Source organism: Desulfitobacterium dehalogenans ATCC 51507 (genome assembly GCF_000243155.2).
Lineage (GTDB): Bacteria > Bacillota > Desulfitobacteriia > Desulfitobacteriales > Desulfitobacteriaceae > Desulfitobacterium > Desulfitobacterium dehalogenans.
Genome location: NC_018017.1, coordinates 2,524,010 through 2,546,128, shown reverse-complemented (window position 1 = coordinate 2,546,128; position 22,119 = coordinate 2,524,010). Strand labels below are relative to the sequence as shown.

21 protein-coding genes and 1 other annotated feature are annotated in these 22,119 nt (G+C 44.6%); of the genes, 17 read left to right on the top strand and 4 right to left on the bottom strand.

Features of this window, described 5'->3' with window-relative positions; genetic code table 11:
• Positions 1–115: 115 nt before the first annotated feature.
• The 4 genes from DESDE_RS12295 (at position 116) to DESDE_RS12280 (ending at position 4,438) form a co-directional block, all read left to right on the top strand.
• Entirely contained in the window at positions 116–1,510 is a 1,395-nt protein-coding gene (locus DESDE_RS12295) for a hypothetical protein (protein WP_014794345.1), read from the top strand.
• A gap of 186 nt (positions 1,511–1,696) precedes the next feature.
• Positions 1,697–2,521: an MFS transporter gene (locus DESDE_RS12290; RefSeq protein WP_242831239.1), complete on the top strand. Its 825-nt coding sequence runs from the start codon at positions 1,697–1,699 to the stop codon at positions 2,519–2,521.
• 4 nt (positions 2,522–2,525) lie between these two features.
• A complete protein-coding gene (locus DESDE_RS12285; protein ID WP_014794343.1) occupies positions 2,526–3,296 on the top strand; it encodes a PRC-barrel domain-containing protein in 771 nt (256 codons plus the stop codon).
• Between the two features lie 14 nt (positions 3,297–3,310).
• Positions 3,311–4,438 carry a VanW family protein gene (locus tag DESDE_RS12280; RefSeq protein WP_014794342.1) on the top strand — a complete coding sequence of 376 codons (1,128 nt, stop codon included), beginning with the start codon at positions 3,311–3,313 and terminating at the stop codon, positions 4,436–4,438.
• 59 nt (positions 4,439–4,497) lie between these two features.
• Here DESDE_RS12280 and DESDE_RS12275 read toward each other — a convergent pair whose 3' ends face one another.
• Entirely contained in the window at positions 4,498–5,253 is a 756-nt protein-coding gene (locus tag DESDE_RS12275; protein ID WP_014794341.1) for a TSUP family transporter, read from the bottom strand.
• A 116-nt stretch (positions 5,254–5,369) separates the two neighbouring features.
• Between DESDE_RS12275 and DESDE_RS12270 the strand changes: the two genes are divergently transcribed.
• Entirely contained in the window at positions 5,370–6,428 is a 1,059-nt protein-coding gene (locus DESDE_RS12270; RefSeq protein WP_014794340.1) for an HD-GYP domain-containing protein, read from the top strand.
• An 18-nt stretch (positions 6,429–6,446) separates the two neighbouring features.
• Here the strand turns inward: DESDE_RS12270 and nth are convergent, their stop codons facing one another.
• Positions 6,447–7,073, bottom strand: coding sequence for an endonuclease III (gene nth / locus DESDE_RS12265; RefSeq protein WP_014794339.1), 627 nt, complete (start codon positions 7,071–7,073; stop codon positions 6,447–6,449).
• A gap of 69 nt (positions 7,074–7,142) precedes the next feature.
• On the opposite strand from nth, the gene DESDE_RS12260 reads away from it, so the two are divergent.
• Together DESDE_RS12260 and DESDE_RS12255 are read left to right on the top strand one after the other, a co-directional pair.
• Positions 7,143–7,898 (top strand): fumarylacetoacetate hydrolase family protein, encoded by a 756-nt coding sequence (locus DESDE_RS12260; protein WP_014794338.1) that lies wholly within the window; start codon positions 7,143–7,145, stop codon positions 7,896–7,898.
• A 7-nt stretch (positions 7,899–7,905) separates the two neighbouring features.
• Positions 7,906–8,217 (top strand): GIY-YIG nuclease family protein, encoded by a 312-nt coding sequence (locus DESDE_RS12255; RefSeq protein WP_014794337.1) that lies wholly within the window; start codon positions 7,906–7,908, stop codon positions 8,215–8,217.
• 551 nt (positions 8,218–8,768) lie between these two features.
• Here DESDE_RS12255 and DESDE_RS12250 read toward each other — a convergent pair.
• Positions 8,769–10,157, bottom strand: coding sequence for a uridine kinase family protein (locus tag DESDE_RS12250; protein WP_014794336.1), 1,389 nt, complete (start codon positions 10,155–10,157; stop codon positions 8,769–8,771).
• Between the two features lie 165 nt (positions 10,158–10,322).
• Here DESDE_RS12250 and thrC point away from each other — a divergent pair, with 165 nt between their 5' ends.
• Positions 10,323–11,807 carry a threonine synthase gene (gene thrC / locus DESDE_RS12245; RefSeq protein WP_174270173.1) on the top strand — a complete coding sequence of 495 codons (1,485 nt, stop codon included), beginning with the start codon at positions 10,323–10,325 and terminating at the stop codon, positions 11,805–11,807.
• Positions 11,808–12,077: 270 nt separating this feature from the next.
• Positions 12,078–12,602, top strand: a complete 525-nt coding sequence (locus DESDE_RS12240; RefSeq protein ID WP_014794334.1) for a DUF2179 domain-containing protein — start codon at positions 12,078–12,080, stop codon at positions 12,600–12,602.
• 56 nt (positions 12,603–12,658) lie between these two features.
• Here DESDE_RS12240 and pheA read toward each other — a convergent pair whose 3' ends face one another.
• On the bottom strand, positions 12,659–13,516 hold the full coding sequence (gene pheA / locus DESDE_RS12235; RefSeq protein WP_014794333.1) for a prephenate dehydratase: 858 nt from the start codon (positions 13,514–13,516) through the stop codon (positions 12,659–12,661).
• Between the two features lie 60 nt (positions 13,517–13,576).
• Positions 13,577–13,813, bottom strand: a binding site (T-box leader).
• A gap of 467 nt (positions 13,814–14,280) precedes the next feature.
• Between pheA and pepF the strand changes: the two genes are divergently transcribed.
• The 8 genes from pepF (at position 14,281) to DESDE_RS12195 (ending at position 21,592) form a co-directional block, all read left to right on the top strand.
• Positions 14,281–16,080, top strand: a complete 1,800-nt coding sequence (gene pepF, locus DESDE_RS12225) for an oligoendopeptidase F (RefSeq protein ID WP_014794332.1) — start codon at positions 14,281–14,283, stop codon at positions 16,078–16,080.
• Between the two features lie 123 nt (positions 16,081–16,203).
• Positions 16,204–16,353, top strand: a complete 150-nt coding sequence (locus DESDE_RS22275) for a hypothetical protein (RefSeq protein ID WP_172637619.1) — start codon at positions 16,204–16,206, stop codon at positions 16,351–16,353.
• 479 nt (positions 16,354–16,832) lie between these two features.
• The gene (locus DESDE_RS12220) at positions 16,833–17,675 is read left to right on the top strand and encodes an Mrp/NBP35 family ATP-binding protein (protein WP_014794331.1); all 843 of its coding nucleotides are present in this window, start codon (positions 16,833–16,835) and stop codon (positions 17,673–17,675) included.
• Between the two features lie 2 nt (positions 17,676–17,677).
• Positions 17,678–18,970: an adenosylhomocysteinase gene (locus DESDE_RS12215; protein ID WP_033422453.1), complete on the top strand. Its 1,293-nt coding sequence runs from the start codon at positions 17,678–17,680 to the stop codon at positions 18,968–18,970.
• Between the two features lie 191 nt (positions 18,971–19,161).
• Positions 19,162–20,061, top strand: coding sequence for an AAA-type ATPase lid domain-containing protein (locus tag DESDE_RS12210; protein ID WP_014794329.1), 900 nt, complete (start codon positions 19,162–19,164; stop codon positions 20,059–20,061).
• 26 nt (positions 20,062–20,087) lie between these two features.
• On the top strand, positions 20,088–20,696 hold the full coding sequence (locus DESDE_RS12205; RefSeq protein ID WP_014794328.1) for a GNAT family N-acetyltransferase: 609 nt from the start codon (positions 20,088–20,090) through the stop codon (positions 20,694–20,696).
• A 5-nt stretch (positions 20,697–20,701) separates the two neighbouring features.
• Entirely contained in the window at positions 20,702–21,301 is a 600-nt protein-coding gene (locus DESDE_RS12200) for an HD domain-containing protein (RefSeq protein ID WP_014794327.1), read from the top strand.
• Between the two features lie 57 nt (positions 21,302–21,358).
• On the top strand, positions 21,359–21,592 hold the full coding sequence (locus DESDE_RS12195) for a hypothetical protein (protein WP_242831238.1): 234 nt from the start codon (positions 21,359–21,361) through the stop codon (positions 21,590–21,592).
• Positions 21,593–22,119 lie beyond the last annotated feature (527 nt).

Sequence of the window (22,119 nt, the reverse complement as noted above, 5' to 3'; positions counted from 1 at the left end):
TGGACTGTCCCTTAAAGGGGCGGTCTATTTTTATATGGTGCGGATTCCCGTAACCTCCCTTTGCGCATACTTCCCTTATCCAAGTGGTACATTAAGGGGATAAGGGAGGAGAGCCATGCTTACCTTAGCTCATTGGGTATTTATACTTTTTATTCTTCTTATTATTGCAACATTAATCTTTCGTAAGCCACCTGTTCTTCCAGCAGCCGTCGGTTTATTCGGGGTAGGATTGGCAGAAAGCCGAAATGGGATCGAGGCAGTTCAGATATCTTTTCGTGCCCTGATCCTTGCCACAAGCAATCTGCTCGGAGTCATCGTCTTGATCGGACTTGTGGTCACCCTTACCCAATTACTGCAAAAGACCAAGGCCGATCAAATTTTAGTGCGGCCTCTACTGAGGATAAAATCAATGAGTCTGGCCTATTGGGCGGTGGGGATAGCCATGTGGTTATTAACTCTTTTAATTTGGCCAACTCCGGCCTTAACCCTTTTAGGTGCCGTTGTAATTCCGATTCTGGGGAGAATTGGCATTCACCCTATTGTTCTGGCAGTAAGCTTAGCTGTTTTTGGAAAAGGGATGGGACTGTCCGGTGATTTTATCATTCAGGGAGCGCCTTCCTTAGTGAGTAAAGCCACTGGGATTCCCATAGGGGTACTGCTTTCAGCATCTTTTCCAGTGGTCATATTGAGTGGAATCTGTGGGGCGGGTTTTGGGTATATCACCTTAAAGCTATTTTTAAAGACAGAACCTGGTTCGGCAGAAAATCAAAAGCCCGAAGGGATCTCTGAAAATCTGCTGGAGAAGAGAAAGAACGGGAAGACTGAGCGGCAGGCTCGTTTTGAACGGGGCCCCTTATTGGCTGGGATTATGGCTTTAGGATATCTGGGGACAGTGATCGTGATTTTGATTTTTAAAATTCATGGTGATGAAGCCAGTGGATTAATTGGCGGGGTAACCTTGCTGATCTTATGTATTTGCACAATCCTTACGGAGGGAAGGGATGCTTTCAGCCAATTTATTATTTACGTCAAGGATGGCTTGCGTTATGCTATGGGAGTCTTTACTCCGATCATCATAATGTCCGGTTTCTTTTTTCTGGGAACGGCAGCGGGGAGTGAACAGGTTTTTCTCCGGGAGGGGCCAGGTTTCTTTTATGATTATACTATCCTTCTTGCGGAATGGATTCCCCTTACTAAGTGGACCGTGGTCGGACTTATCGTCTTTATAGCGATCCTTGCTTCACTGGATGGGTCTGGGTTTTCCTCTTTACCTTTAGTGGGAGGTATTGCGATAGCCCTAAGTCAGGTTTCGCAGATACCCGCAGTTCCCTTAGCTGTTCTGGGTCAGGTGGTCGGGATATGGACCGGTGCAGCATTAATTCCCTGGGGATTTGTCGCTGTGACTTCTGCAGTAGCAGGTGTGGAGGTCCAACGGCTGATGAAATATACCGTACCGGCTTATCTTGCTGCAATTCTTTGTGCCTTGGGGTGGACTCTGCTTCAGCTATGATTTGGGAAGTATGCGAGAAGGAGAAACTAGGTTTATGTCGAATATACGAGATAGTATAAGATAATGAGGGGGGAGCAGAAGATTTCGTTATATTGGATAACAGCAATACTTGTCAGTGCTCCCTTTGTAATTATCGTGACTCGGATGGCCCATAGATTTAATTTGAGAAAACTAGAGGCTTCATTGGTGTCTTTTTTAATGATCACCTTTGCCCTTGTTTTCCCTACCGCTCTGCGTCGTGAAGAACTTCTTCATTGGATACTTGGACTCTGCGGCTTTCTTCTGTTCACCACTGGGGTAATAGCGCTCAGAAATCGTTCAAAAATCCCTCAGGAAAAGAACTTCACTGTGGATGAAGCAAAAGAGCAAGACAACATATCCTATCCCGAGGAAGAAAGGGCTATCGAGATACCTGAGATTCTGCGGCCGGAGCACGGGCAGGAAAGGATTAGGGAAGAAGCCGGCGATTCTGAAAATAATGCTATTCCCGAGGAATCTGAAAAATCAGAGGAACCTGAGGCGATTCTATTTGAAGAAATCAAAAAGCCTGAGGATGTCATAGAAGTGGATCGTGAGAGGGATGAAGTGGAGAAATCCCATGAAAGGGATGAGGATAAAGCATTCGAGAGCATGAACCAGGAAATGCTCGGAGGATCCGAAACCCTTGAGAAAACAGAGCCTCCACTTATACATATGAAGGAATTCGGTCTGCAGGAGCTGATTGAAAAGGGGTTTCAAGCAAAAGAACAGGAGCGTTTCCACCTGGCTGCCGAATGGTTTATCTTGGCGTTAGATCAAAAGCCCTCCTATGATATTGCTTTTTACCTCATTGTTGAAACCTGTGAGCACTGGAAGAATGGCTCCTCTATTTATGATGCGTTGGATAAGGTCACTCCTTATATCAATGAGTATATTCAAAACGCACCTCCGGAGTGGAGAACCCAACTGATGGGATGGCTGGAAAATGAAAACCTGCCCGTTCCAGGGGAAATTTTAGGAAGGATTGATTGATTAGATGAAGGCAAGTGCAGAAATCAAAGGTTTACGAATTATTAGCATATCAGAAGGAACACAAGTGGGAACAGTAAAAGATGTCATTTTAAATCCACTAAAAGGGAGTTTGGATTTTTTTGTAGTGGATCAACCCTCTGATTATTTCGGAGCGAAAGTCATTTCTTACGCCGATATTGTTGGCTTAGGAGAGTTTGCCCTGACAGTTCCTAATCCCGGTGTCATTCAAAGTGTGGCCGGCAACAATGACGCTCAAGAACTGATTAAACAGAATGTAGAGGTCATCGGAACGAAAGTATTAACCAAAAAAGGTACATTAATTGGTGAAGTTAAAGAGATTCTCATCGATGAAGAGACCGGAAAGATTGTCCAATGTCTGTTCGCTGACAATAATGGTGAAGAGCATCAAGTTGCCGGAGAACAAATCATTACTTATGGTAAGGAACTTTTAATTATCGAAGGGGGCCCCGGTGAAGTAAAAGTTGAAGTGGTAAAGGAACCAGTAAGTGTCGGTAATGAGGGAGAACAAGTACCTCAGGAAGTCACTGCTCATGTTGAAGAAGCTGTAGCAGAACAGCAAAATGAAGGAACAGAGTTTAATCTTTTCGAGCAGCGCCAATTACAATATTTTGTAGGCAAAGCAGTGGTACAGGATGTTGTTTTGGATAATGGCGAGATTTTGCCTGCCGGTGAACCTATGACAGAAGAGACAATTCGTCAGATTACGACGCGGAATAAATTAATGGAAATTACATCCTTACTTCATAAGAACTAAGTTGTGGTTATGTTATGATGAGAAGGAAACCATGGGTCTTTCTTTTAGTCATTCTGCTTAGTCAGCTTGCCCTGTCGGTTCTCTTGGGGGCTACAGTAACCTACGGTGCGGGTTATTCTAAAGCACCCGAGGGGTTGATTGTTTGGGAAAAAGATCTGAGCGGGATGACAAAGGAAGAAGCATATGAAGTCCTTATGGGAGTGATACCAAAGGCTGTTGGCTATAACCAGGAGGTTTATCCTTTAGAGCTTGAACAAACTTATCAGGATCTAAAAGATTATCTGGCGGGTCAATACATCATTTCTACCGGGAATATTATGACTGACGCTTTCGAGTACTTGCGCAGAATGTCTATTACTCTCCCATCCCCTGAACGACTCAATCAGGAAGAGATTTTTGCTCAACTTCGTAATATTGCCTTAGACATTGACCAACCGGGTAAGCCGGCTAGTGTCTATTATGAGAATGGAAAGGTCGTTCTCGAGGAAGGTAGTTTGGGAGTCAGACTCAATATAGACAAATCATGGGAACAGCTGAAGCAGAGCAATGGAACAGAGGCTGTCCTATTAATCACTGAGGTTATAGAGGTTCACCCCACCACCGCTGAATTAGAGAAAATCAAGGATCCCTTAGGGGATTACACCACATATTTTGATTCTTTCTTTTATGAACGGGTTACCAATGTACGACTTGCCGCTAAGGCGATTAATGGACTTATTCTTCCTCCGGGTGGTGAATTTTCCTTTAATGATGTGGTGGGGAAACGAGAGCCTGAAAGAGGGTATTTGCCGGCCTTAATATATATGGGCAACAAAGTTGTCACTGATGATGGAGGGGGAATCTGCCAGGATTCGACCACCCTTTATCAAGCAATTAAACAGGCAAAGCTGGAAGTAGTGGAAAGGCACAGTCATTCTATGCCGGTTTCTTATGTTCCACTGGGTCAGGATGCTACGGTTGCCTATGGAGTGCTGGATTTTCGTTTTCGTAATACTACCCAGGGTTATCTGCTTATTAATGCAGTCACAGGGGGCAATTGGATTCGGGTAAGGATTTTCGGCATGGCTGATTCTGAACATCCTGTGCTTAATGAACCCGACGGTTATCCTGTAAAACCTGGAGAATGGCTAAATGATAAATAACACGAGGAAGTCGATTATTTAAAAGCCGCCCAATATGAGCGGCTTTAATTTTTTGGGCATTACATATAGTTTTCAATAACGAGTTTTAGTGCAACCAGCAGAGACATGGTAATAAAGATTGGCTTAATCAAGGCGCTGCCTCTATGAATAGCCAGATGGGTACCTAGTCGGGAACCCAAAAACATGGATAATGCCATGGGGATTCCATAGGTATAAATAATCTTACCGCTCAAAGCAAAGAGAATAAGTGAAACAAAGTTGCTTATAAAATTAAGGACTTTTGCATTGGCTGAAGAAACGGTGAAATTAAAACCATAAAGAGTGATATAGCAAAAAATCAAGAAGGATCCAGTACCTGGACCGAAAAATCCATCATAAAAGCCAAGAACGAAAGCAAAAAGAAAGCCCAGAAGCCGTGATAGGGGAGTTATTCCCTGAAATCTATCTTCTAACCCTAGATTTTTTTGCAGCAAAGTGTAAAAACCAACCAAGAGAATCAAGATAGGAACGGCTTTGGTTAAAAAATCGGAAGAAATATGTAAGATAGACCATACCCCTAAACAGGTCCCAATAAACGTAAAGGGAATTTGCCATATAACCACGGGAAGATACACTTTCCCGGAGCGGGCATAGGTTAATGAACTGGTCAGAGAACCTACGGTGGCGGCAAATTTATTAGTTCCCAAGGCATAATGAGGTGGAATACCAACCAGTAGTAAAGCGGGAAGGCTGATTAACCCTCCGCCCCCGGCAATGGCATCAATTGTGGCAGCGATAAATCCGAGAACACAGAGTAGAATGATTTCATCAAACATAATAATCCTCTTTCTCGTGGGAAAATTTTGTTCCGTTTTACCACTTAAAGCGATTTAAAAAAACTCAGTAATAGTGTAGGATGAATATTAAGAAGTTGTTCAAAGGGGGGGACTTAGTGCGTCAAGTCAGTGTGAATTCCCTGAAGATCGGTGACGTTTTGGGTAAAACCATTTATTCAAGCAATGGGCGGATCTTATTAGGAAAAGGGGTTAAACTTACACCTCTTTATATTAGTAAGATGAGAGATATGGGAATCACCATTGTGTATATTGAAGACGATCGCTTTGAAGATGTTATCCCGGAAGATGTTATTGATGAAGAGAATCGCCGGGAGGCTATGGCAATCATTGAGCAGGCATCTCAGGCAGTCCGGCTGGGAAAAAATATGGATGATTTCCACTTGCGTAATATAGTGAGCAAGATTGTCGAAGAGATTCTGTTTAAAAAAGATATACTGGTTAGTATGATGGATATCCGCAGCAAAGATAACTACACCTTTGCTCATTCTGTCAACGTATGTGTCCTTTCCACGGTTCTGGGGAAGGTGATGCTCTTGGATAAAGAAAAACTGGAAACCGTGGCCATAGGCGCTTTACTTCATGACATCGGCATGGTTCATCTTCCCCAGAATATAATGGAGAATCAAGATAATCATACACAGGAAGAGGAGGAAGAGATTAAAACCCATACCACATTGGGATTTGAAGAGCTGAGGAAGCGCAAGGATCTTAACCTTGTGGTTGCTCATATAGCCTTTCAGCATCATGAATACATTGATGGAACCGGTTACCCTCGTCAGCTTAAGGGAGATGAAATTCATCCCTTGGCTCAAATCGTCGCTATCGCCGATCTTTATGATAAGTTGACCTCCGATCATAGCGGGATGAAACGAGTCATGCCTCACGAGGCTTGTGAAGTCCTTATGGGCCTTGTGGGCAAACAGTTTCCATTGGAACCGGTCCGTCTGTTCCTGCGTAATATCGCAGCTTATCCTACTGGGAGTACAGTTCGGCTTAATACGGGAGAAATCGGAGTTGTGGTGGATCAGAATCTCAGCATTCCTACCCGGCCGGTGGTTCGTGTCTATGATGAGATGAACTATGAAGCTGGACAAGGCAAAGAGTATAATATGGTTGAGAACCGAACCGTATTCATCACTGAGGTTTTGGTTTAACACTAAAGGAAGTCTAGTTCAAGCCGGAAGCAATGTGCTGGGGCATAAAGGTGAAAGGGGACACTCCGAACATTTTGGGTTGCGGGCGGCACAGATTCTCCGTCCGTGCCAAATGAGCCAATGATGGGCTTGAATCCATTGCGAACGGGGAATACTGTTCATCAGCTGCTTCTCGATAAGATCGGGATTCGTCCCTGAGGCCAGCCCGAGCCGGTTGGAGACCCTCAAAACATGGGTGTCTACAGCAAACGCGGGGATATTATAAGCATTGCTTAGGACCACATTGGCTGTTTTTCTTCCCACACCAGGGAGTTGGGTTAGAGCCTCCATGGAGTCCGGGACTTCTCCGTTATATTTCTCAATCAGGATTTGGCAGGTAGCTAAAATATTTTTTGCTTTATTGCGGTAGAGCCCCAGCTCTTTGATGGCCTCTTCCATTTTCTTTAAAGACAAGGTTAAGAAACTTTCAGGAGTTTTGTAGTTTCTGAACAGCTTTTCGGTGACTTGATTTACTTTTTTATCCGTAGCTTGAGCACTGAGCATAGTGGCAATAAGGAGCTCAAATGGAGTGGAGAAGTTGAGTTCACAATGCGCGTCAGGATAGGTCGCTGCCAATATGCTTAGTATGGAGTTTGCTTTACTCATTTTAGCCTCCTAAGATAATATATTGGATTGATGATGAAGATGAGATCGTGAAGAAAGGAAAGCAGTGCGATGGGGTACATTCGATTTTTATATGAGGACAAAATTTGCTTTGGTCAACTTCAAGGAGAATCCATTGAGGTTCTTGACCGCTCTTATCTGGAAAAAGGCTGTCGGAAAACAGGTCAAATACTCCAAGCAGAGAAGGTCCGTTTGTTGTCACCCGTTGAACCCACCAAGATAGTGTGCATTGGTTTGAATTATGCCAAACATATAGAAGAATTGGGACATACCTTACATGATGACCCGGTCATCTTTCTGAAACCCGTTACTTCCTTAGTGGGGCCGGAGGACGAGATCATCCTTCCTCCCATGAGCCAACAGGTCGAATATGAAGTAGAGCTTGTGGTGGTTATGGGTAAAACGGCTAAGTATATTACTGAAGATCAGGCTGAAGACTATATCTTCGGCTTTACCTGCGGTAATGACGTCACTGCCAGGGATCTACAAAAGAAAGATGGTCAATGGACCCGCAGTAAAAGCTTTGATACTTTTTGTCCCATCGGACCCTGGGTTGTTACAGACCTGGACCATAGAGATGTGAAGATCAGCTCAGTGCTGAATGGGGAGGTAAAGCAGTCTGCCGGGACGAGCAATTTAATTAATTCAGTTCCTAAACTGGTGAGCTATATTTCCCAGATTATGACTCTTAATCCTGGAGATCTGATCATGACTGGGACTCCTGAGGGAGTAGGGCCGATGAAAGCCGGTGATGTGATTGACGTTGAAATCGAAGGCATAGGTCGGCTACGGAACCTTGTCCGTTAGAAACGCCATGTATTGGGTTTATATTCTTTACTGTGCTGACAATACACTTTACACCGGATCGACTCCAAGGCTGGAACGTAGACTTCAGGAACATAATGAGGGTAAAGGGGCGAAATACACTCGGGGGCGGCGGCCGATATTCCTTAGGCAAGCATGGACTGTCGAGAATCGGAGCCAAGCTCTGCAGCTGGAAGCCTTTATAAAAAGGTTTACCCGTAAAGAAAAGGAACGCTTCATCGACGATCCTCAATGCCTTTTGAGCCTGGCTAAAGAGAAGGGCTATGACTTTGTTATAAAGATCGGGGATAGAATCGATTGAGGATAAAATCCGTATTACACACTACTATAATACAAATTCAGGCATTTTGAAAAGAGTGTTTCCGAGATCATTGCTGGGACAGGAAAGAGAATAGTAAACTGACAAAGATTAAAGGCTGACCGTAGAATCTGCGGTCAGCCTTACTTTTTGGCTCCCCTACCCTGAAAGCTGATTCTCCAGGATTTTGCTTTCGGCGTTCACTCTATAAGCTGCGCGGAGCAATCTAATCGCTCAAGACCTCCGCTGCGTCGGTACCTGCGCCGCTAAGTCATTCTCTGTGGTGTGGCGGCTTGGGCGAAACCCTCGTCCGGGTTTCGGCCCGACCAATTCGCTCCTCGAAAGCACTGCTTTCGCACTTTGTTCTCAATGGTCGGGTTGGAAACGTCCTGTTTCCAACCCGACTCCGCTGCAGTCTTTTCGCGAAGATTGCTTACCTTCTCGCTTAGAATCCGTTCTCTGCCTTAAAGCAAAATCCTTGGGCTGTCTTTCGGGTCTGGACGGTGTAGCTACCTGACCCCGATCATGTTGTTCATCCTCTGCCGGTGCCAGCCCTAGTAAATCCCACCGCCAATAAATTCTCTTAAGATAGAATTAAAGGGTACTTTAGCTATATCCAAGGTTTCAAAATGGTAAAGCAGCCTTAAGAGATGGGAGGCAGTAGAGTAATAGGGGTGATCCTTGGGGATATTGATGAGAAGAGGTTCAGCATAGGCCTTAAGAGCGTTCAATTCATAGAGCAGGCTGGAATTAAACATAATGTCCGCTTCTTCTTGGTAAGGAAAAATATTATTGTTCTCCCCGCGCCGAACGCTGGACCATTGATTGAGGGTTTTTTCCGGGTTGATTCCACGGTATTTGTTATCGCGAACCAAGCGGCGAATCAGCCGTACATCCGTGGTGGAGATGCGGTTATGGGTATCAATATTGGGTTGAAAAAGGGCGCTGATATAGATTTTGAAGAGATGGGAGCGTTCCAAGGAAGGCAAAAGCCGGGGATTGAGAGCATGAATCCCTTCCATGACCAATATTTCATCAGGTTCTAATTTCATCCGCGTTCCTTCGGGTTTACGGCGGCCTTCAACAAAGTCGAAAACAGGGCACTCAATCTCCTGGCCGTGGATTAAAGCATTGACATGCTGGTTCAGCAAGGGAAGATCAAGAGCTTCGAGAGCTTCAAAGTCATATTGCCCATTCTCATCAAGGGGAGTGTGTTCCCGATCGAAGAAATAATTATCCAAGGATAAGGCAATAGGTCGGATTCCGTTGACCCGAAGCTGTGTGGATAGACGTTGGGCGAAGGTAGTTTTCCCGGAGGAAGATGGACCGGAAATGAGAATAATGCGGGTATTCTTTCGCTGTTCTAGAATGCGATCAGCGATTAAGGAAATTTTTTTCTCATGCAACGCCTCGGCTAAAGAGATCAATTCAGTGGTCTTGCCTTTCTGGATATTGCGGTTAATAGACTCTACCTTATCCAAATGCAGATTTTCTACCCATCGCTGCGATTCCAAGAAAGTAGCGGTTAATTTTTCCGGCGGCACGAAATTTGGTAACTCACAGGGATGCTCAGGATTAGAAAAGAGCAAAATAAAGCCGGGATGATAGAAGATGAGCATAAAAGGGTAATGGGTTCCAGTCGGGCGCATAGCAGGATAAAGGGACTTGACAAAAGTATGATTGACCTTGGTGTGAAAGAAACCATCCTCTTCTTCACAGGACATGATCTCCGGCTTAGAGTCCACCCAGTGATGAAGCTTTTCCTCGATTTGAGCCACTTCCCGGGGAGAAAGAGGTGAGTTCTCTAATTCGCAATAGATGCCATCCAAAATGGAGTATTGAATCTTTATTTCTTCTTGAGGAAAAAGCTCCTCCACAATCCTAATCAACCCAAAAATAAGGGTCTGACGATATTGACGATGGGTAGTTTCCGTTATACTCATGCGAATCCCTCTTTTCTAGATACTCTGTTTTAAGATTAATTCTACGGAGGAATGACACCTTCCTTTTACCTTTGATTATGATGTTTAAAAAGTATAGTACACTGAAGAAGGAGAAATGTCTATCACTGGCGAATACAAACCGGATAATGTCTTGGGGAGTGAAGCATATTGTACGAAAGCACGAGAGGAAATTATCCTGATCAAACAGGAAGAGAAGCAATTGCCTTGGGCATGGTTCCGGTAGGGGGATTATTTGTTCCGAAAGAGTTTCCAAAAATCCACTGGGAAGAAATCCGCGGAATCTCCTATCCTGAACTAGCTCAATTAATTTTTAAACACTATCTTCCTGATTTTCCGGAGGAGAAATGTGTTGAGACTTCAGAAATATATACGAATAAAGTCTTCGATACGGATAATCCTGCCCCCTTGGTGAAGGTGGGGGACATGGGAGTACTTGAGTTATGGCATGGTCCCACTGCTGCCTTTAAAGATATGGCTTTGCAGGCCTTGCCGCACCTTTTAGGAGAAAGCATGCAGGTTCTCACCCACACCGATGAGGTTCTGATTTTAGTCGCTACTTCAGGGGATACCGGCAAGGCTGCGCTGGAAGGCTTTAAGAATGTTAAGGGTACGGAGATCATGGTCTTTTATCCGGAGCATGGCGTGAGCACCGTTCAGGAACAACAGATGACCACCACCGATGGAGCCAATACTAAAGTCGTTCCTGTCACCGGTAATTTTGATCAGTGTCAATCCGCTGTGAAAGAGATTTTTGGTAATCCTGACTTAAGAGACAAGTTTAAGGAACAGAGAATCGCCTTTTCTTCGGCGAACTCCATTAACTGGGGCAGACTTTTACCGCAGATTATCTACTATTATTGGGCTTATTTACAGGGAATGGACTCCCAAAGGATTCGTCCCGGAGAAAAAATGAACGTGGTGGTGCCCACGGGGAACTTTGGCAATATTCTTGCTGCCTATTATGCCAAGGAGATGGGATTACCCATTAATAACCTCATTTGTGCCTCCAATGAGAATAATGTCCTGACGGATTTCTTTAACCAAGGGGTGTATAACCGCAATCGTCCCTTTTTCGTGACATCTTCTCCTTCTATGGATATTCTGATATCCAGTAATTTTGAACGCTTCCTTTACGAAGTTTCCGGAAGGGATGGGGCAAAGATTGGGAAGTGGTATCATGATTTGCAAGACCTTGGGGAATTTACGGTGGATGCGGATACATTAGCCAAAGCCAGAAAGGCAGTCACTGCCGGGTGGGCCGATGAGGCGGATGTTCTGAGGGTCATACAATCAGTATATAAAGAGTATTCCTATGTTTTGGATCCTCATACTGCCGTAGCGGTGAAAGTCTATCAAGATTATGTTAAGGAATCAGGAGACAACACTTTCACAGTGATTGCTTCTACAGCCAGCCCCTTTAAATTTGCCAAAACTGTTTTAGAGGGCATTGAGCCAAGTGCTATAACCGATGACGAATGGACGAATTTACGAAAACTAAAGGAAATTACCGGCTGGAGTATACCCAAAGGACTTCAAGGGTTAGAGGATAAAGAGACATTCGGCTTGGAACCTGTACGGCCTGAAGAGATTCCGGGGCTCATTCAGAAGGTTTATACTTCCAAGAGATAGGATCCTCCATACAATAAAAGATTCTCGTTAAAGTAAAAACTCTTTGCTTATCGTGAAGATTTCGTATATTGGCATCTTCGGGGTTTATCACCAGATAAGCCCTTTTCTTTTTTTGCACCAACTCTGGTTTTTCGTTGAAAGAAGAATTCAGGGAATAACACTTGGCGATAAAAAGAAAGAGTTTTCAGAAAAGAGGAGATACTCAATTCATATCGAACAAAGTGATTTGACATAGGAGAAAAATCTTAAAAAGGAGAAAGTGGTGATAATATGGGTCCGGCTTTCCAGTTTGTCCTAATCATCATTGCTATCAATATAACATACGTAACGTTAACGACAATACGCTTTATTTTAATGATTAAAGGAATGCGGATCTACGCTTCCCTTTTGTCCGTGATAGAAGTCTTCATCTATATCATGGGACTGTCCATTATTCTGGACAACCTTGACAGCTATTGGAATATTGCGGCCTATTGCTTTGGTTATGGAATGGGAGTATATCTTGGCAGCAGAATCGAAGAACGGCTGGCACTCGGATATATTATGGCGCAGGTCATCGTTGAATGCGAATATCAGGGGCTGGCAGAGGAACTGAGAAACGCTGGCTTTGGTGTGACAAGCTGGCTGGGAGAAGGGAAATCCGGGCCGCGTATGGTCATGATGGTGTTGGCCAAGCGCAATCGCCAGAAAGAACTGTTAAAGCTGATAGACAAATTGTGCGCAAATGCATTTGTAATTTTTGAAGAACCGAAGAATTTCCGCGGGGGATTCTGGGCGAATAAGGTTTTACACTAAATAAAGCACCAACCATGCGTGTAGTTGGTGCTCAAGATGCTAATCAGACGGCTGGGTTATTCCTTCGCAAAAGGCTGTGCTTTGGGATAGGATCCCAGGAGTTTAGTACTGACCCCTTTGTCTTTGAGAGCCCATAAAGCCTCTTGGAGAGATGGAGAGAAGACATATCCATCAATGTCCACGAAGAACACATACTCTCCCAGTTTTTTCTTGGAGGGGCGAGACTCAATACGGCTCAAGTTAATGTTCCTCAGGGCAAATTCCTGAAGGGCACTGGCCAAGGCTCCGGGGGTATCTCCGGTAATGACTAAAAGTGAAGTTTTATCCTCCTCATTCATTTCCGCAAGATGATGACCTACGAAAATGAAACGGGTCGCATTGAGCATGGAGTCCTGGATTCTTTCCGCTTCACAGTGTAAATTATAGATTTCTGCGGCCCGGCGCGGTCCGAGAGCAGCCCAATGCTTACCGGGGCTATTGGCGATTTTCATAACAGCTTCAGCAGTACTGGGACAGGGTAATTGCTCCGCCTGAGGCAGATGAGCTTCAAGAAAATCTCGGCATTGTCCTAAGGCTTGCTCATGGGAAAAGACTTGCTCTATCTGACCTAAATCAAGGGGCTTCGCAGTAATCAGGCATTGATCCACAGGGAAAATAAATTCTCTCATGATATATAGACTTTCCGTCTGACCTAACATATCCATGGTTACCCCTACTTGACCTTCGGTGGAATTTTCCAGAGGGACAAAGGCTCCTTCAATCTCGAGGTCTTGGCAGGCCGTTAAGAGCTTGGGAATTGTCGTAAAGGGGACAAGGGTTAGCGGTGGCTCCAATAGATCGGATTGAGTAGTCAGAAAGAGTTGAAGTGCTTCCTCAGAAAAACTGCCCTTAGGCCCCAGATAGCCAATGTTCATAGTCTTATCCTCCTCATCTTGTTCTGATTCTAAATGAAAAAAGACTTAACTCACCCCTAAATAAGGGACGAGCTAAGTCACGCGGTACCACCCTTTTTGCTGTATCTAAAACAGCCTCTTACATGATCATAGAATGAATCAAGGCTCTTAACGGAAGCCGCCGACGCTCCCTACTTTGAGTTCAGGAACGCAACTCCAGAGTGAATCTCTGTTACCAGCAACCACTAAAGCTTCCAGTCTCTGACTTTAGTTCCCTGAAGGTCTGGGCTAACAGATGCTCTCTTTCATCGTTATTAATTAATTTTTGAATTCAATTTTATCAATTATATCAGGAACTTTGCCAATTGAAAAGGAAAACTTTTTAACCAATACATGCTGAGGGGAAAATCTTGCGCCCAGGGGGAATCGTCTTAGTAAATTCTTGATATTTAAGATATTTGTATACTTTGAACTTGCAGAAACCTTACAAGCACGTTAAAATATGTGTGGAAGGTTGGGGAACCTTCCTGGGAGATAGGTGGACGAGGTGGCAGAAACAGGCAGTGGAACGTACGCTGCCTGTTTCACTTTTTATTGCACTATCTGAAAGTATAAACTTGCGTTATATACTTTCTAAGCATAAGGGCAACCAACGACTTCGCCTCACTGGAGGTATGGATCAAAGGCACGGCGAAGCCGGGTTTTCTTTAACAATAATTTTGCTAAATTTTCCCCATCCTGTGTATAATAAGCAGGTAGGGTAAGTCAGTAAGGAGGGAATGATTATGGAACAAGCTAAACTAAAAACACGTTCGGAAATCCCTGAGCAATATAAATGGCATCTTGAGGATATTTTCCCTAGTGATCAAGCTTGGGAAGAAGAATTTCTTAAAGCAGAGAAGCTCTTAGAACGGGCTGAAGCCTTCAAAGGACATTTGGGAGATAGTGTAGAAACTTTGTTGGCCTGCTTTGAATGGATGAATGAAGTGGGGCAAAGTGTAGGTGAAATCTATACCTATGCAAGGATGCGCCGGGATGAAGACAATCGAAACTCTCGTTATCAGGCTTTAACGGATCGGGCCGGTGCTCTTTCTGTCCGAGTGGGGAGCGCCTTAGCTTTTGTCGTTCCGGAAATTCTCGCTTTACCGGAAGGAAGGCTGGAAGGATTTCGTAAAACCAATGAAAAAATAACTCTTTATGACCACGCCTTAGAGGATATCTTGCGTAAACGTGAACATGTATTAAGCTCTCAAGAGGAAAAGTTGCTGGCTGAAATGGGGGAAATAGCTGAAGGTCCCAGCACTATTTTTGGTATGGCCAATAATGCTGACCTTAAATTTCCCAGTATTAAAAATGAGAAGGGTGAGGAAGTCGAACTCACCAAGGGAAATTATATTCAGTTCATGGAAAGCGAAGATCGACGAGTACGTCAGGAAGCTTTCGAAACCTTATATGGCACTTACCAAAAACAAATTAATACCTGGGCAGCTATACTTAATTCCAATATTAAAGGGGACGCCTTTTTTGCCAAGGCCAGACGGTACCCCTCGGCTATAGAGGCTTCCTTACATGATGATAAGGTTCCCCTGACGGTCTATGATGCCTTGATTGATACAGTCCGTGAGTTTTTACCGGAAATGCATCGTTATGTGAAGCTGAGAAAGAAAGCATTGGGGCTGGACGACTTACATATGTATGATATTTATGTTCCCATTGTCTCTGAAGCCAAGATGACGATCCCTTATCAAGAGGCTGTGGATATGTGTTTGGAAGGGCTCAAACCCTTAGGATCTGAATATCGTAAGGTTTTAGAAGAAGGGTTCACTTCTCACTGGATTGATGTCTATGAAAACCAGGGAAAAACCAGTGGCGCTTATTCCTGGGGGACCTACCGCTCCCACCCTTATGTACTGCTTAATCATCAGGATACTTTGGATTCGATGTTTACGATTGCCCATGAGATGGGGCATTCACTCCACACTTATTTTTCCAACCGTACTCAGCCTCATATCTATGCCGGTTACAAGATCTTTGTAGCGGAAGTGGCATCTACTCTCAATGAAGCCTTAGTTATGGAGCACTTGCTCAAAACCACGGAAGATCCCAAATTGTTGGCTTATTTGCTCAATCATTATCTGGAGCAATTCAGAGGTACTGTTTTCCGTCAGACCATGTTTGCTGAATTTGAAAAGAAGACCCATGCCATGGTTGAACAGGGGGAAGCTTTGACTGCTGAATTACTCTCCAGTATATATCTTCAGCTCAATACGGATTACTATGGACCGGATGTGGTGATGGACCCGCAAATTGCGATGGAATGGGCAAGAATTCCTCATTTTTACAATGCATTTTATGTCTATAAATACGCTACAGGATTCTCTGCAGCCACAGCTTTAGCGAGAAAAATTCTTGATGAAGGAGAACCGGCAGTGGAGCGTTACCTTAAATTTCTATCCAGTGGCAGCTCCGACTACCCGATTGAGCTGCTGCGCAAGGCAGGCGTCGATATGGAGACTCCGGTTCCGGTAAGGGAGGCTCTTCAGGTCTTCACCAGTCTGCTGGATCGCTTAGAGGCGCTACTCTAAAAAAACCTAAAAGCTAATTCTCCAGGATTTTGCTTTCGGCGTTCACTCCATAAGCAGCGCGGAGCAATCTAATCGCTCAAGACCTTCGCTCTGTCGGGTGCCCGGCCAAATCGCTCCTGCTCAATGGCCGGTTGGAAACGTCCTGTTTCCAACCCGACTCCGCTGCAGTCTTTTCGCGAAGATTGCTTACCTGCTCGCTTAGAATCCGTTCTCTGCCTTAAAGCAAAATCCTTGGGCTGTCTTTCGGGTTTGAGCGGCGCAGATGTAGGATAAGTTACCTGACCTTAGCAGCTTTTTTCATCCTCTGCTGGTGCCGCTCCACGGTATGACCGGCTACTCCGAAAAGACCCCAAAAGGCCTAAAAATAGAGCTGAAAAAGACCCGCAAGCGTAGCTTTGCGCACAAGAGCGAACGGATTTAGCGGAGGGCGTTCGGGTTAACGAGGCTTTCTTAATATAGCGGAGCCACGGTTCACATCAGGTATTACCCTGAGGTTTGGCGTAGCTGTTAAGAAAGCGAGTTGACCAGCCCTGGAGCTATGGAGAACGTGAGCTCCGATGAAGAAAGCCTCCAGTGGAGGGTTTCAGGAGATCACGCCCGAAGGTGCGTTGTGCGTAAAGCTACACGACCTGGACAAGACTGTCACCCACTGTCGGTGCCACCCATAGGCACGAACGCCCTCTCCAAAATCTATGCTATAATCAAAACCTCAACATATATGCTTATTCTCAGAAAGAAAGGAAGAAAAGATCATGAGTGACGCCTGCGGATCCTGCCCATCGGCAAGTTCCTGTACTACGGGAAGCTGCCCCACACAACCGGAAAAAACAAAAGCCCAACAAGCCAGCAATATCAAAAATGTCATAGCGGTCATGAGTGGCAAAGGAGGAGTGGGGAAATCCTCCGTTACCTCTATGCTTGCGGTGAGTTTAATACGACAAGGCTTTAAAGTGGGGATATTGGACGCGGATATAACCGGACCCAGCATTCCGAGAATTTTCGGACTGAAGGATAAGGCCAATATGAATGAAGTAGGGGTTATTCCAGGTGAAACCTCACATGGAATTAAAGTGATGTCCCTCAATCTAATGATTCCTAACGAAGATGATCCGGTGATCTGGCGTGGTTCAATCATTACCCAATTGGTGCAGCAGTTCTGGACGGATGTCGTTTGGGGGGAGTTGGATTATCTGCTCATCGATCTACCACCCGGAACAGGAGATGTCCCCATTACTGTCATGCAATCCTTGCCGGTATCCGGAGTGGTTATCGTAACCAGCCCTCAACAGCTGGCGGGAATGATTGTTCGTAAGGCTATCAATATGGTCAAAAAATACGACGCAACCTTATATGGCTTGGTAGAAAATATGGCCTATGTTGCTTGCCCGCAGTGTGAGGAGCAAATTGAGATTTTTGGAAAACCCCATGGGGAAGAGGAAGCCGCCCAAAATGAGATTCCCTATCTCGGTCAATTACCCATTGACCCTGTTTTGGCCACAATGTCGGATCTGGGCAAGATAGAGGATTATGAATCCGCTAACTTTACGCAAATTGCCAGGAATTTGGCTGAGGTTATACAGAAAATACAAAAGTGAAAATGAAAGTAAAAGAGGGGGTGACCTGGCCTAGCCAGGACAATATGGAATCAACGATTCGGGACATAGGATTGGCACCGCAAGGACAATTAAAAATTGATTGGGTACAAGCTCATATGCCGGTTCTCAACACCTTAAGAGAAGAGTTTGAGAAAACGCTGCCCTTTAAGGGTAAAAAAGTGACCATTTGCCTGCATTTAGAAGCAAAGACTGCTTATCTGGCTAAAGTGATTCAAGCTGGCGGAGCGGAAGTTACCGTGGCGGCGAGCAATCCTTTATCCACCCAGGATGATGTGGTCGCTGCCTTGGTAGCCGGCGGTGTTCATGCCCATGCTTGGTATGGTGCCACCGATGAAGAGTACCATCAACATCTTCACAAGGCTTTGGATTTTGAGCCGGATTATATTATTGATGATGGTGGAGATTTGGTATCTACCCTCCACAAAGAACGCCGGGAATTATTGCCTAAGGTACAGGGAGGCGCTGAAGAGACTACTACAGGCATCCTAAGGTTACGAGCCATGGAGAAGAACGGAGAATTGGCCTTTCCCATGATTGCGGTCAATGATGCTGAGATGAAATACCTTTTTGACAATCGCTATGGCACAGGTCAATCGGTTTGGGATGGTATTATGCGCACAACGAATCTGGTGGTTGCCGGAAAGACCGTTTGTGTGGTGGGCTATGGCTGGTGTGGAAAAGGTGTAGCTTTACGCGCTAAGGGCCTAGGCGCCCGAGTCGTTATCTGTGAAGTGAACCCTATTAAAGCCAATGAAGCTTGGATGGATGGTTTTGAAGTGATGCCCATGTTAGATGCCGCTCCTTTAGGTGATTTTTTCGTCACCGTAACAGGAAATAAGAATGTCATCTCAGGTGAACATTTCCTGGTCATGAAGGACGGGGCAATACTCTCCAATGCAGGTCACTTCGATGTAGAAGTGAACAAAGTTCAATTGGCGGCAATGGCCCAGAGTCACCGTGAGGTTCGTCGCAATATTCAAGAATACTTGCTTCAGGATGGACGAAAGATATACCTTTTAGCAGAAGGCCGCTTGGTCAATTTAGCGGCAGGAGACGGTCATCCCGCAGAAGTTATGGATATGACCTTTGCTTTACAAGCCCTAGCATTGCATTATCTCGCCACAGTTAAAACTCCCTTGGAGCCAAAAGTCTATTCTGTTCCTTCCGAAATGGACACTAGAGTGGCTGAGCTTAAATTAAAAACCCTGGGTTTAAGTATTGATCAACTATCTGAGGAACAAGAACGCTACCTTGCCAGCTGGCAGCACAGTTAAGCAAGACTCTTGAAAATAATAATCTGGTATCAGGGTCCTGATGATAAATAGTCATTAGGACCTTTTTATTATTTAAAAACATTATTAAACAGTGAAAAATATCTTTTGTTCTATTCTGTTATAGTATACAATAGAAAGGATAAATTGTATTAGTATCAGATAAGTCTTTGGTGACTGTAAGGGGGATAGATATGCCGATGTTTCTCGTTTATTCCTTAAGCCAAGATATCATCGGAGAGAGCAAAGGATTACGGCAGGCCATTGAGGGATGCCGAAAGGCGGCTAAAGAAAATGATCCGGTTATGTTTCAGGGTGAAGTCAGTACGGGTAAACTACTTTTAGCCGGTTTTCTGCATAAAGAGAGTGAACGCTCCCACCAGCCCTTGCTTATAGTGGATTGTATTAAAGACGAAGATATGATTCGCGAAATACTTGCTCCAGGTTTTGATATCAACCAACTATGTCCTTATGAGGGGGGAAGTATTTATTTTCGTGAAGTGGCGAGTCTCAGCCTTGAAGAGCAGAATCTGCTTTATAGAGCTCTTGAACGAATAGAGAAGAAAAAGTTTAGAATATTTCTTAGTTCATCACAAAATATTCATTTAATGAGATTGGAGAAAGCCTTTGATCCGGATTTATATGACTATGTCAGTCAGTGGGAGATTTCTATTCCACCCCTACGTCTAAGAAAAGAGGATATACTTCCCTTAGTCCATCATTATATCAGGGTATTTAATTTGGAATTGAGAAAGTCTATTCAAGGGCTAACACCGCAGGCCGAGGAAGTTCTCTTATCCTATCGCTGGCCGGGCAATGTAGAAGAATTAAAACAAATTATCAACAGAGCCATGCATGTAGCTAACGAATCCCATATCTCTCAGCGTCATCTTAGCGACAATTTGGGGATATCTAAAGAAGATGGGTTTGGCCATGGAGTGATGCCTTTAGAGCGAATGGAGGAAATTCTTTTACGAAGTGCTTTGGAGCGCTATGGATTTACACTGGAAGGAAAGAAAAGAGCGGCAAGAGCCCTTAACATTTCCTTAGCAACACTGTACAATAAGCTTAAGCGTTATAATCTTAATCCATAACCAAAGTTCCGTAAGGAGGATATAGGGTGAAACAGACCTTTCCGACCCATAAAGGGGAGCTTATTGTTGAAGGGCCGGTTACGGCGGAGAGCTTAAGCCAACTGACTTTAGACGATGATTTGCGGGCATTCCGCCCTCCGAAGCGCCAAAAAGAGGCCTTGATAGAAATCAGTCAAATTCCTAATGGCCGAATTGTTATTGCACGGATCGGGACCGATGTCGTGGGCTACGTGACCTTTCATCCTCCGGATGCTTTTGAACGATGGGCTGAGGGCCCTCCAGAACTCTTGGAATTAGGAGCAATTGAGGTTTCCCCAAAAGTTCGGGGTCTTGGAGTGGGAAAAAAACTGCTTGAAGTAGCTTTTTTAGATCCCACCATGGAGAATCATCTCGTCATAGCCACAGAATATTATTGGCACTGGGACCTGGAAAGGACAGGACTTCGGGTTTGGGAGTACCGTGAGGTGATGGATCGTCTTATGTCAAGCGCAGGTCTGCTCATAAGGGAGACAGATGACGACGAGATATGCTCCCATCCGGCCAATATGCTTACGGCACGCTATGGAAAAAACCTTTCTCAAAAGAGTATCGAGCATTTTGAAAGAATTTTGTTCTTGAATTCTGATCGGGGGTGATTGCCTTGCTGGAGATGAATCAAGACCCTTTAAACCCGGTAATTAACGCTGTGCAGGGGATTTACGGGCGTAAAGACCAAGCCCATGATCTGGAACATGCCCTTCGGGTCAGAGAATGGGGAAAGAAGATTGGAATACAGGAGAGTGCTGATCTAGTGATTGTGGAGCTGGCAGCTATTCTTCATGATATCGGCCGCTCCGGAACTTTATCGAGAACTCATGCTGAAAGCGGATCGGCTTTGGCAGGTGGAATACTTCAAAAATGCGGTTACCCTGAAAACATTATCGAAGCCGTTAAAACAGCCGTTCTTTCCCACTCACGGGAAGGTTATGAACCGGAAACTTTGGAAGCGAAGATTCTTTATGATGCCGATAAATTGGACTTTGTAGGCCCTATAGGTATAGCAAGGCTTTTTGCGTGGGCAGGAAAAGAAGGAAAACCCTTTTTTGGGCCGGATTCCTGTGAATCCTTTTACCGTGAAAGAATTAGTCACTATCATAAGCATCTCTATACCGAGACAGCCCGGGTACTTTTCGAGCCCCTCTTTTTGTATTCCGAGAATTTTTGGTCCGAATTAGAAAAAATGAGACTTAAAAAGGACTAAGCTGGTTAAACTATGGATATATCTTCTTGGGAAAGGACGGTATATCCATTGCGTTGGTTGAAACGTATTTTAGTCATTCTCATTGTCCTTTTGGTTGCTAAAGGCTTATTTACTCCGGAACAGCCCCAAGCCTATATTTCCTCGCCACGAACCCAACTCTTATTAGAGGAAATTGAATGGCGGTCTGTTCAGATTAAACAAGCTGCACAGGATTTGCCCGGCAGTATCGAAGTGTTGCTGCGGAAGTTTTTTTCTGACGGAAAACCTGGATCTCAAGCGAAATCGGTTTAAATCCGGCAGGAAAAATATATTAAAACATCATTTTATTTAAAAATTTAACGATTAAATGATTTTGATTTTGTTAAATTGTTTTAATAAGGCAAAAGAGAGCGCAAAGCTCTCTTTTTTTGAGTTTACTCCTTCTTTTCATTCATTATCAAAGAGAATCGTGAATATGAATAGGCAAAGGTTGTTTTAAAAATTGTTCATTTCGGTGTACAATAATCGATGTAATCTTCTTTGAGCTATGGTGCGCAATTCTAGTGCGTAAAATGACAGTCGAAGGCGGGCCTAAGAATCCGCTAAGGGCATACCGATGAAGTTCCTGGTGGTGGCTTTCGACGCCCAGTCGAGGGTTGCTGCTGGGAGTTAAGGATGAGGGGGATCTGCAATGGCATGCGGGCGATACCCTCTTCCGTGGAGGCCTAAGTTCGTGGCTGTTTTCTGGTTATGGCTTAGGGTATGAACCTGCATTAGGAAGGAACTTAGTGCAGTGTAGCCTGCCTTGAGGTGGAGAAGTTGGGAGGGCTGAAGGAACT

Bases quoted from the DNA above. Each gene is read 5' to 3' on its own strand.
- DESDE_RS12285 (WP_014794343.1), top strand. From the start codon at position 2,526: ATGAAGGCAAGTGCAGAAATCAAAGGTTTACGAATTATTAGCATATCA.
- DESDE_RS12250 (WP_014794336.1), bottom strand. From the start codon at position 10,157: ATGAGTATAACGGAAACTACCCATCGTCAATATCGTCAGACCCTTATT.
- pepF (WP_014794332.1), top strand. From the start codon at position 14,281: ATGGAACAAGCTAAACTAAAAACACGTTCGGAAATCCCTGAGCAATAT.
- DESDE_RS12275 (WP_014794341.1), bottom strand. From the start codon at position 5,253: ATGTTTGATGAAATCATTCTACTCTGTGTTCTCGGATTTATCGCTGCC.
- nth (WP_014794339.1), bottom strand. From the start codon at position 7,073: ATGAGTAAAGCAAACTCCATACTAAGCATATTGGCAGCGACCTATCCT.
- DESDE_RS22275 (WP_172637619.1), top strand. From the start codon at position 16,204: ATGGCCGGTTGGAAACGTCCTGTTTCCAACCCGACTCCGCTGCAGTCT.
- DESDE_RS12210 (WP_014794329.1), top strand. From the start codon at position 19,162: ATGCCGATGTTTCTCGTTTATTCCTTAAGCCAAGATATCATCGGAGAG.
- DESDE_RS12255 (WP_014794337.1), top strand. From the start codon at position 7,906: ATGTATTGGGTTTATATTCTTTACTGTGCTGACAATACACTTTACACC.
- DESDE_RS12295 (WP_014794345.1), top strand. From the start codon at position 116: ATGCTTACCTTAGCTCATTGGGTATTTATACTTTTTATTCTTCTTATT.
- DESDE_RS12260 (WP_014794338.1), top strand. From the start codon at position 7,143: ATGGGGTACATTCGATTTTTATATGAGGACAAAATTTGCTTTGGTCAA.
- DESDE_RS12280 (WP_014794342.1), top strand. From the start codon at position 3,311: ATGATGAGAAGGAAACCATGGGTCTTTCTTTTAGTCATTCTGCTTAGT.
- DESDE_RS12220 (WP_014794331.1), top strand. From the start codon at position 16,833: ATGAGTGACGCCTGCGGATCCTGCCCATCGGCAAGTTCCTGTACTACG.
- DESDE_RS12240 (WP_014794334.1), top strand. From the start codon at position 12,078: ATGGGTCCGGCTTTCCAGTTTGTCCTAATCATCATTGCTATCAATATA.
- DESDE_RS12215 (WP_033422453.1), top strand. From the start codon at position 17,678: ATGAAAGTAAAAGAGGGGGTGACCTGGCCTAGCCAGGACAATATGGAA.
- pheA (WP_014794333.1), bottom strand. From the start codon at position 13,516: ATGAACATTGGCTATCTGGGGCCTAAGGGCAGTTTTTCTGAGGAAGCA.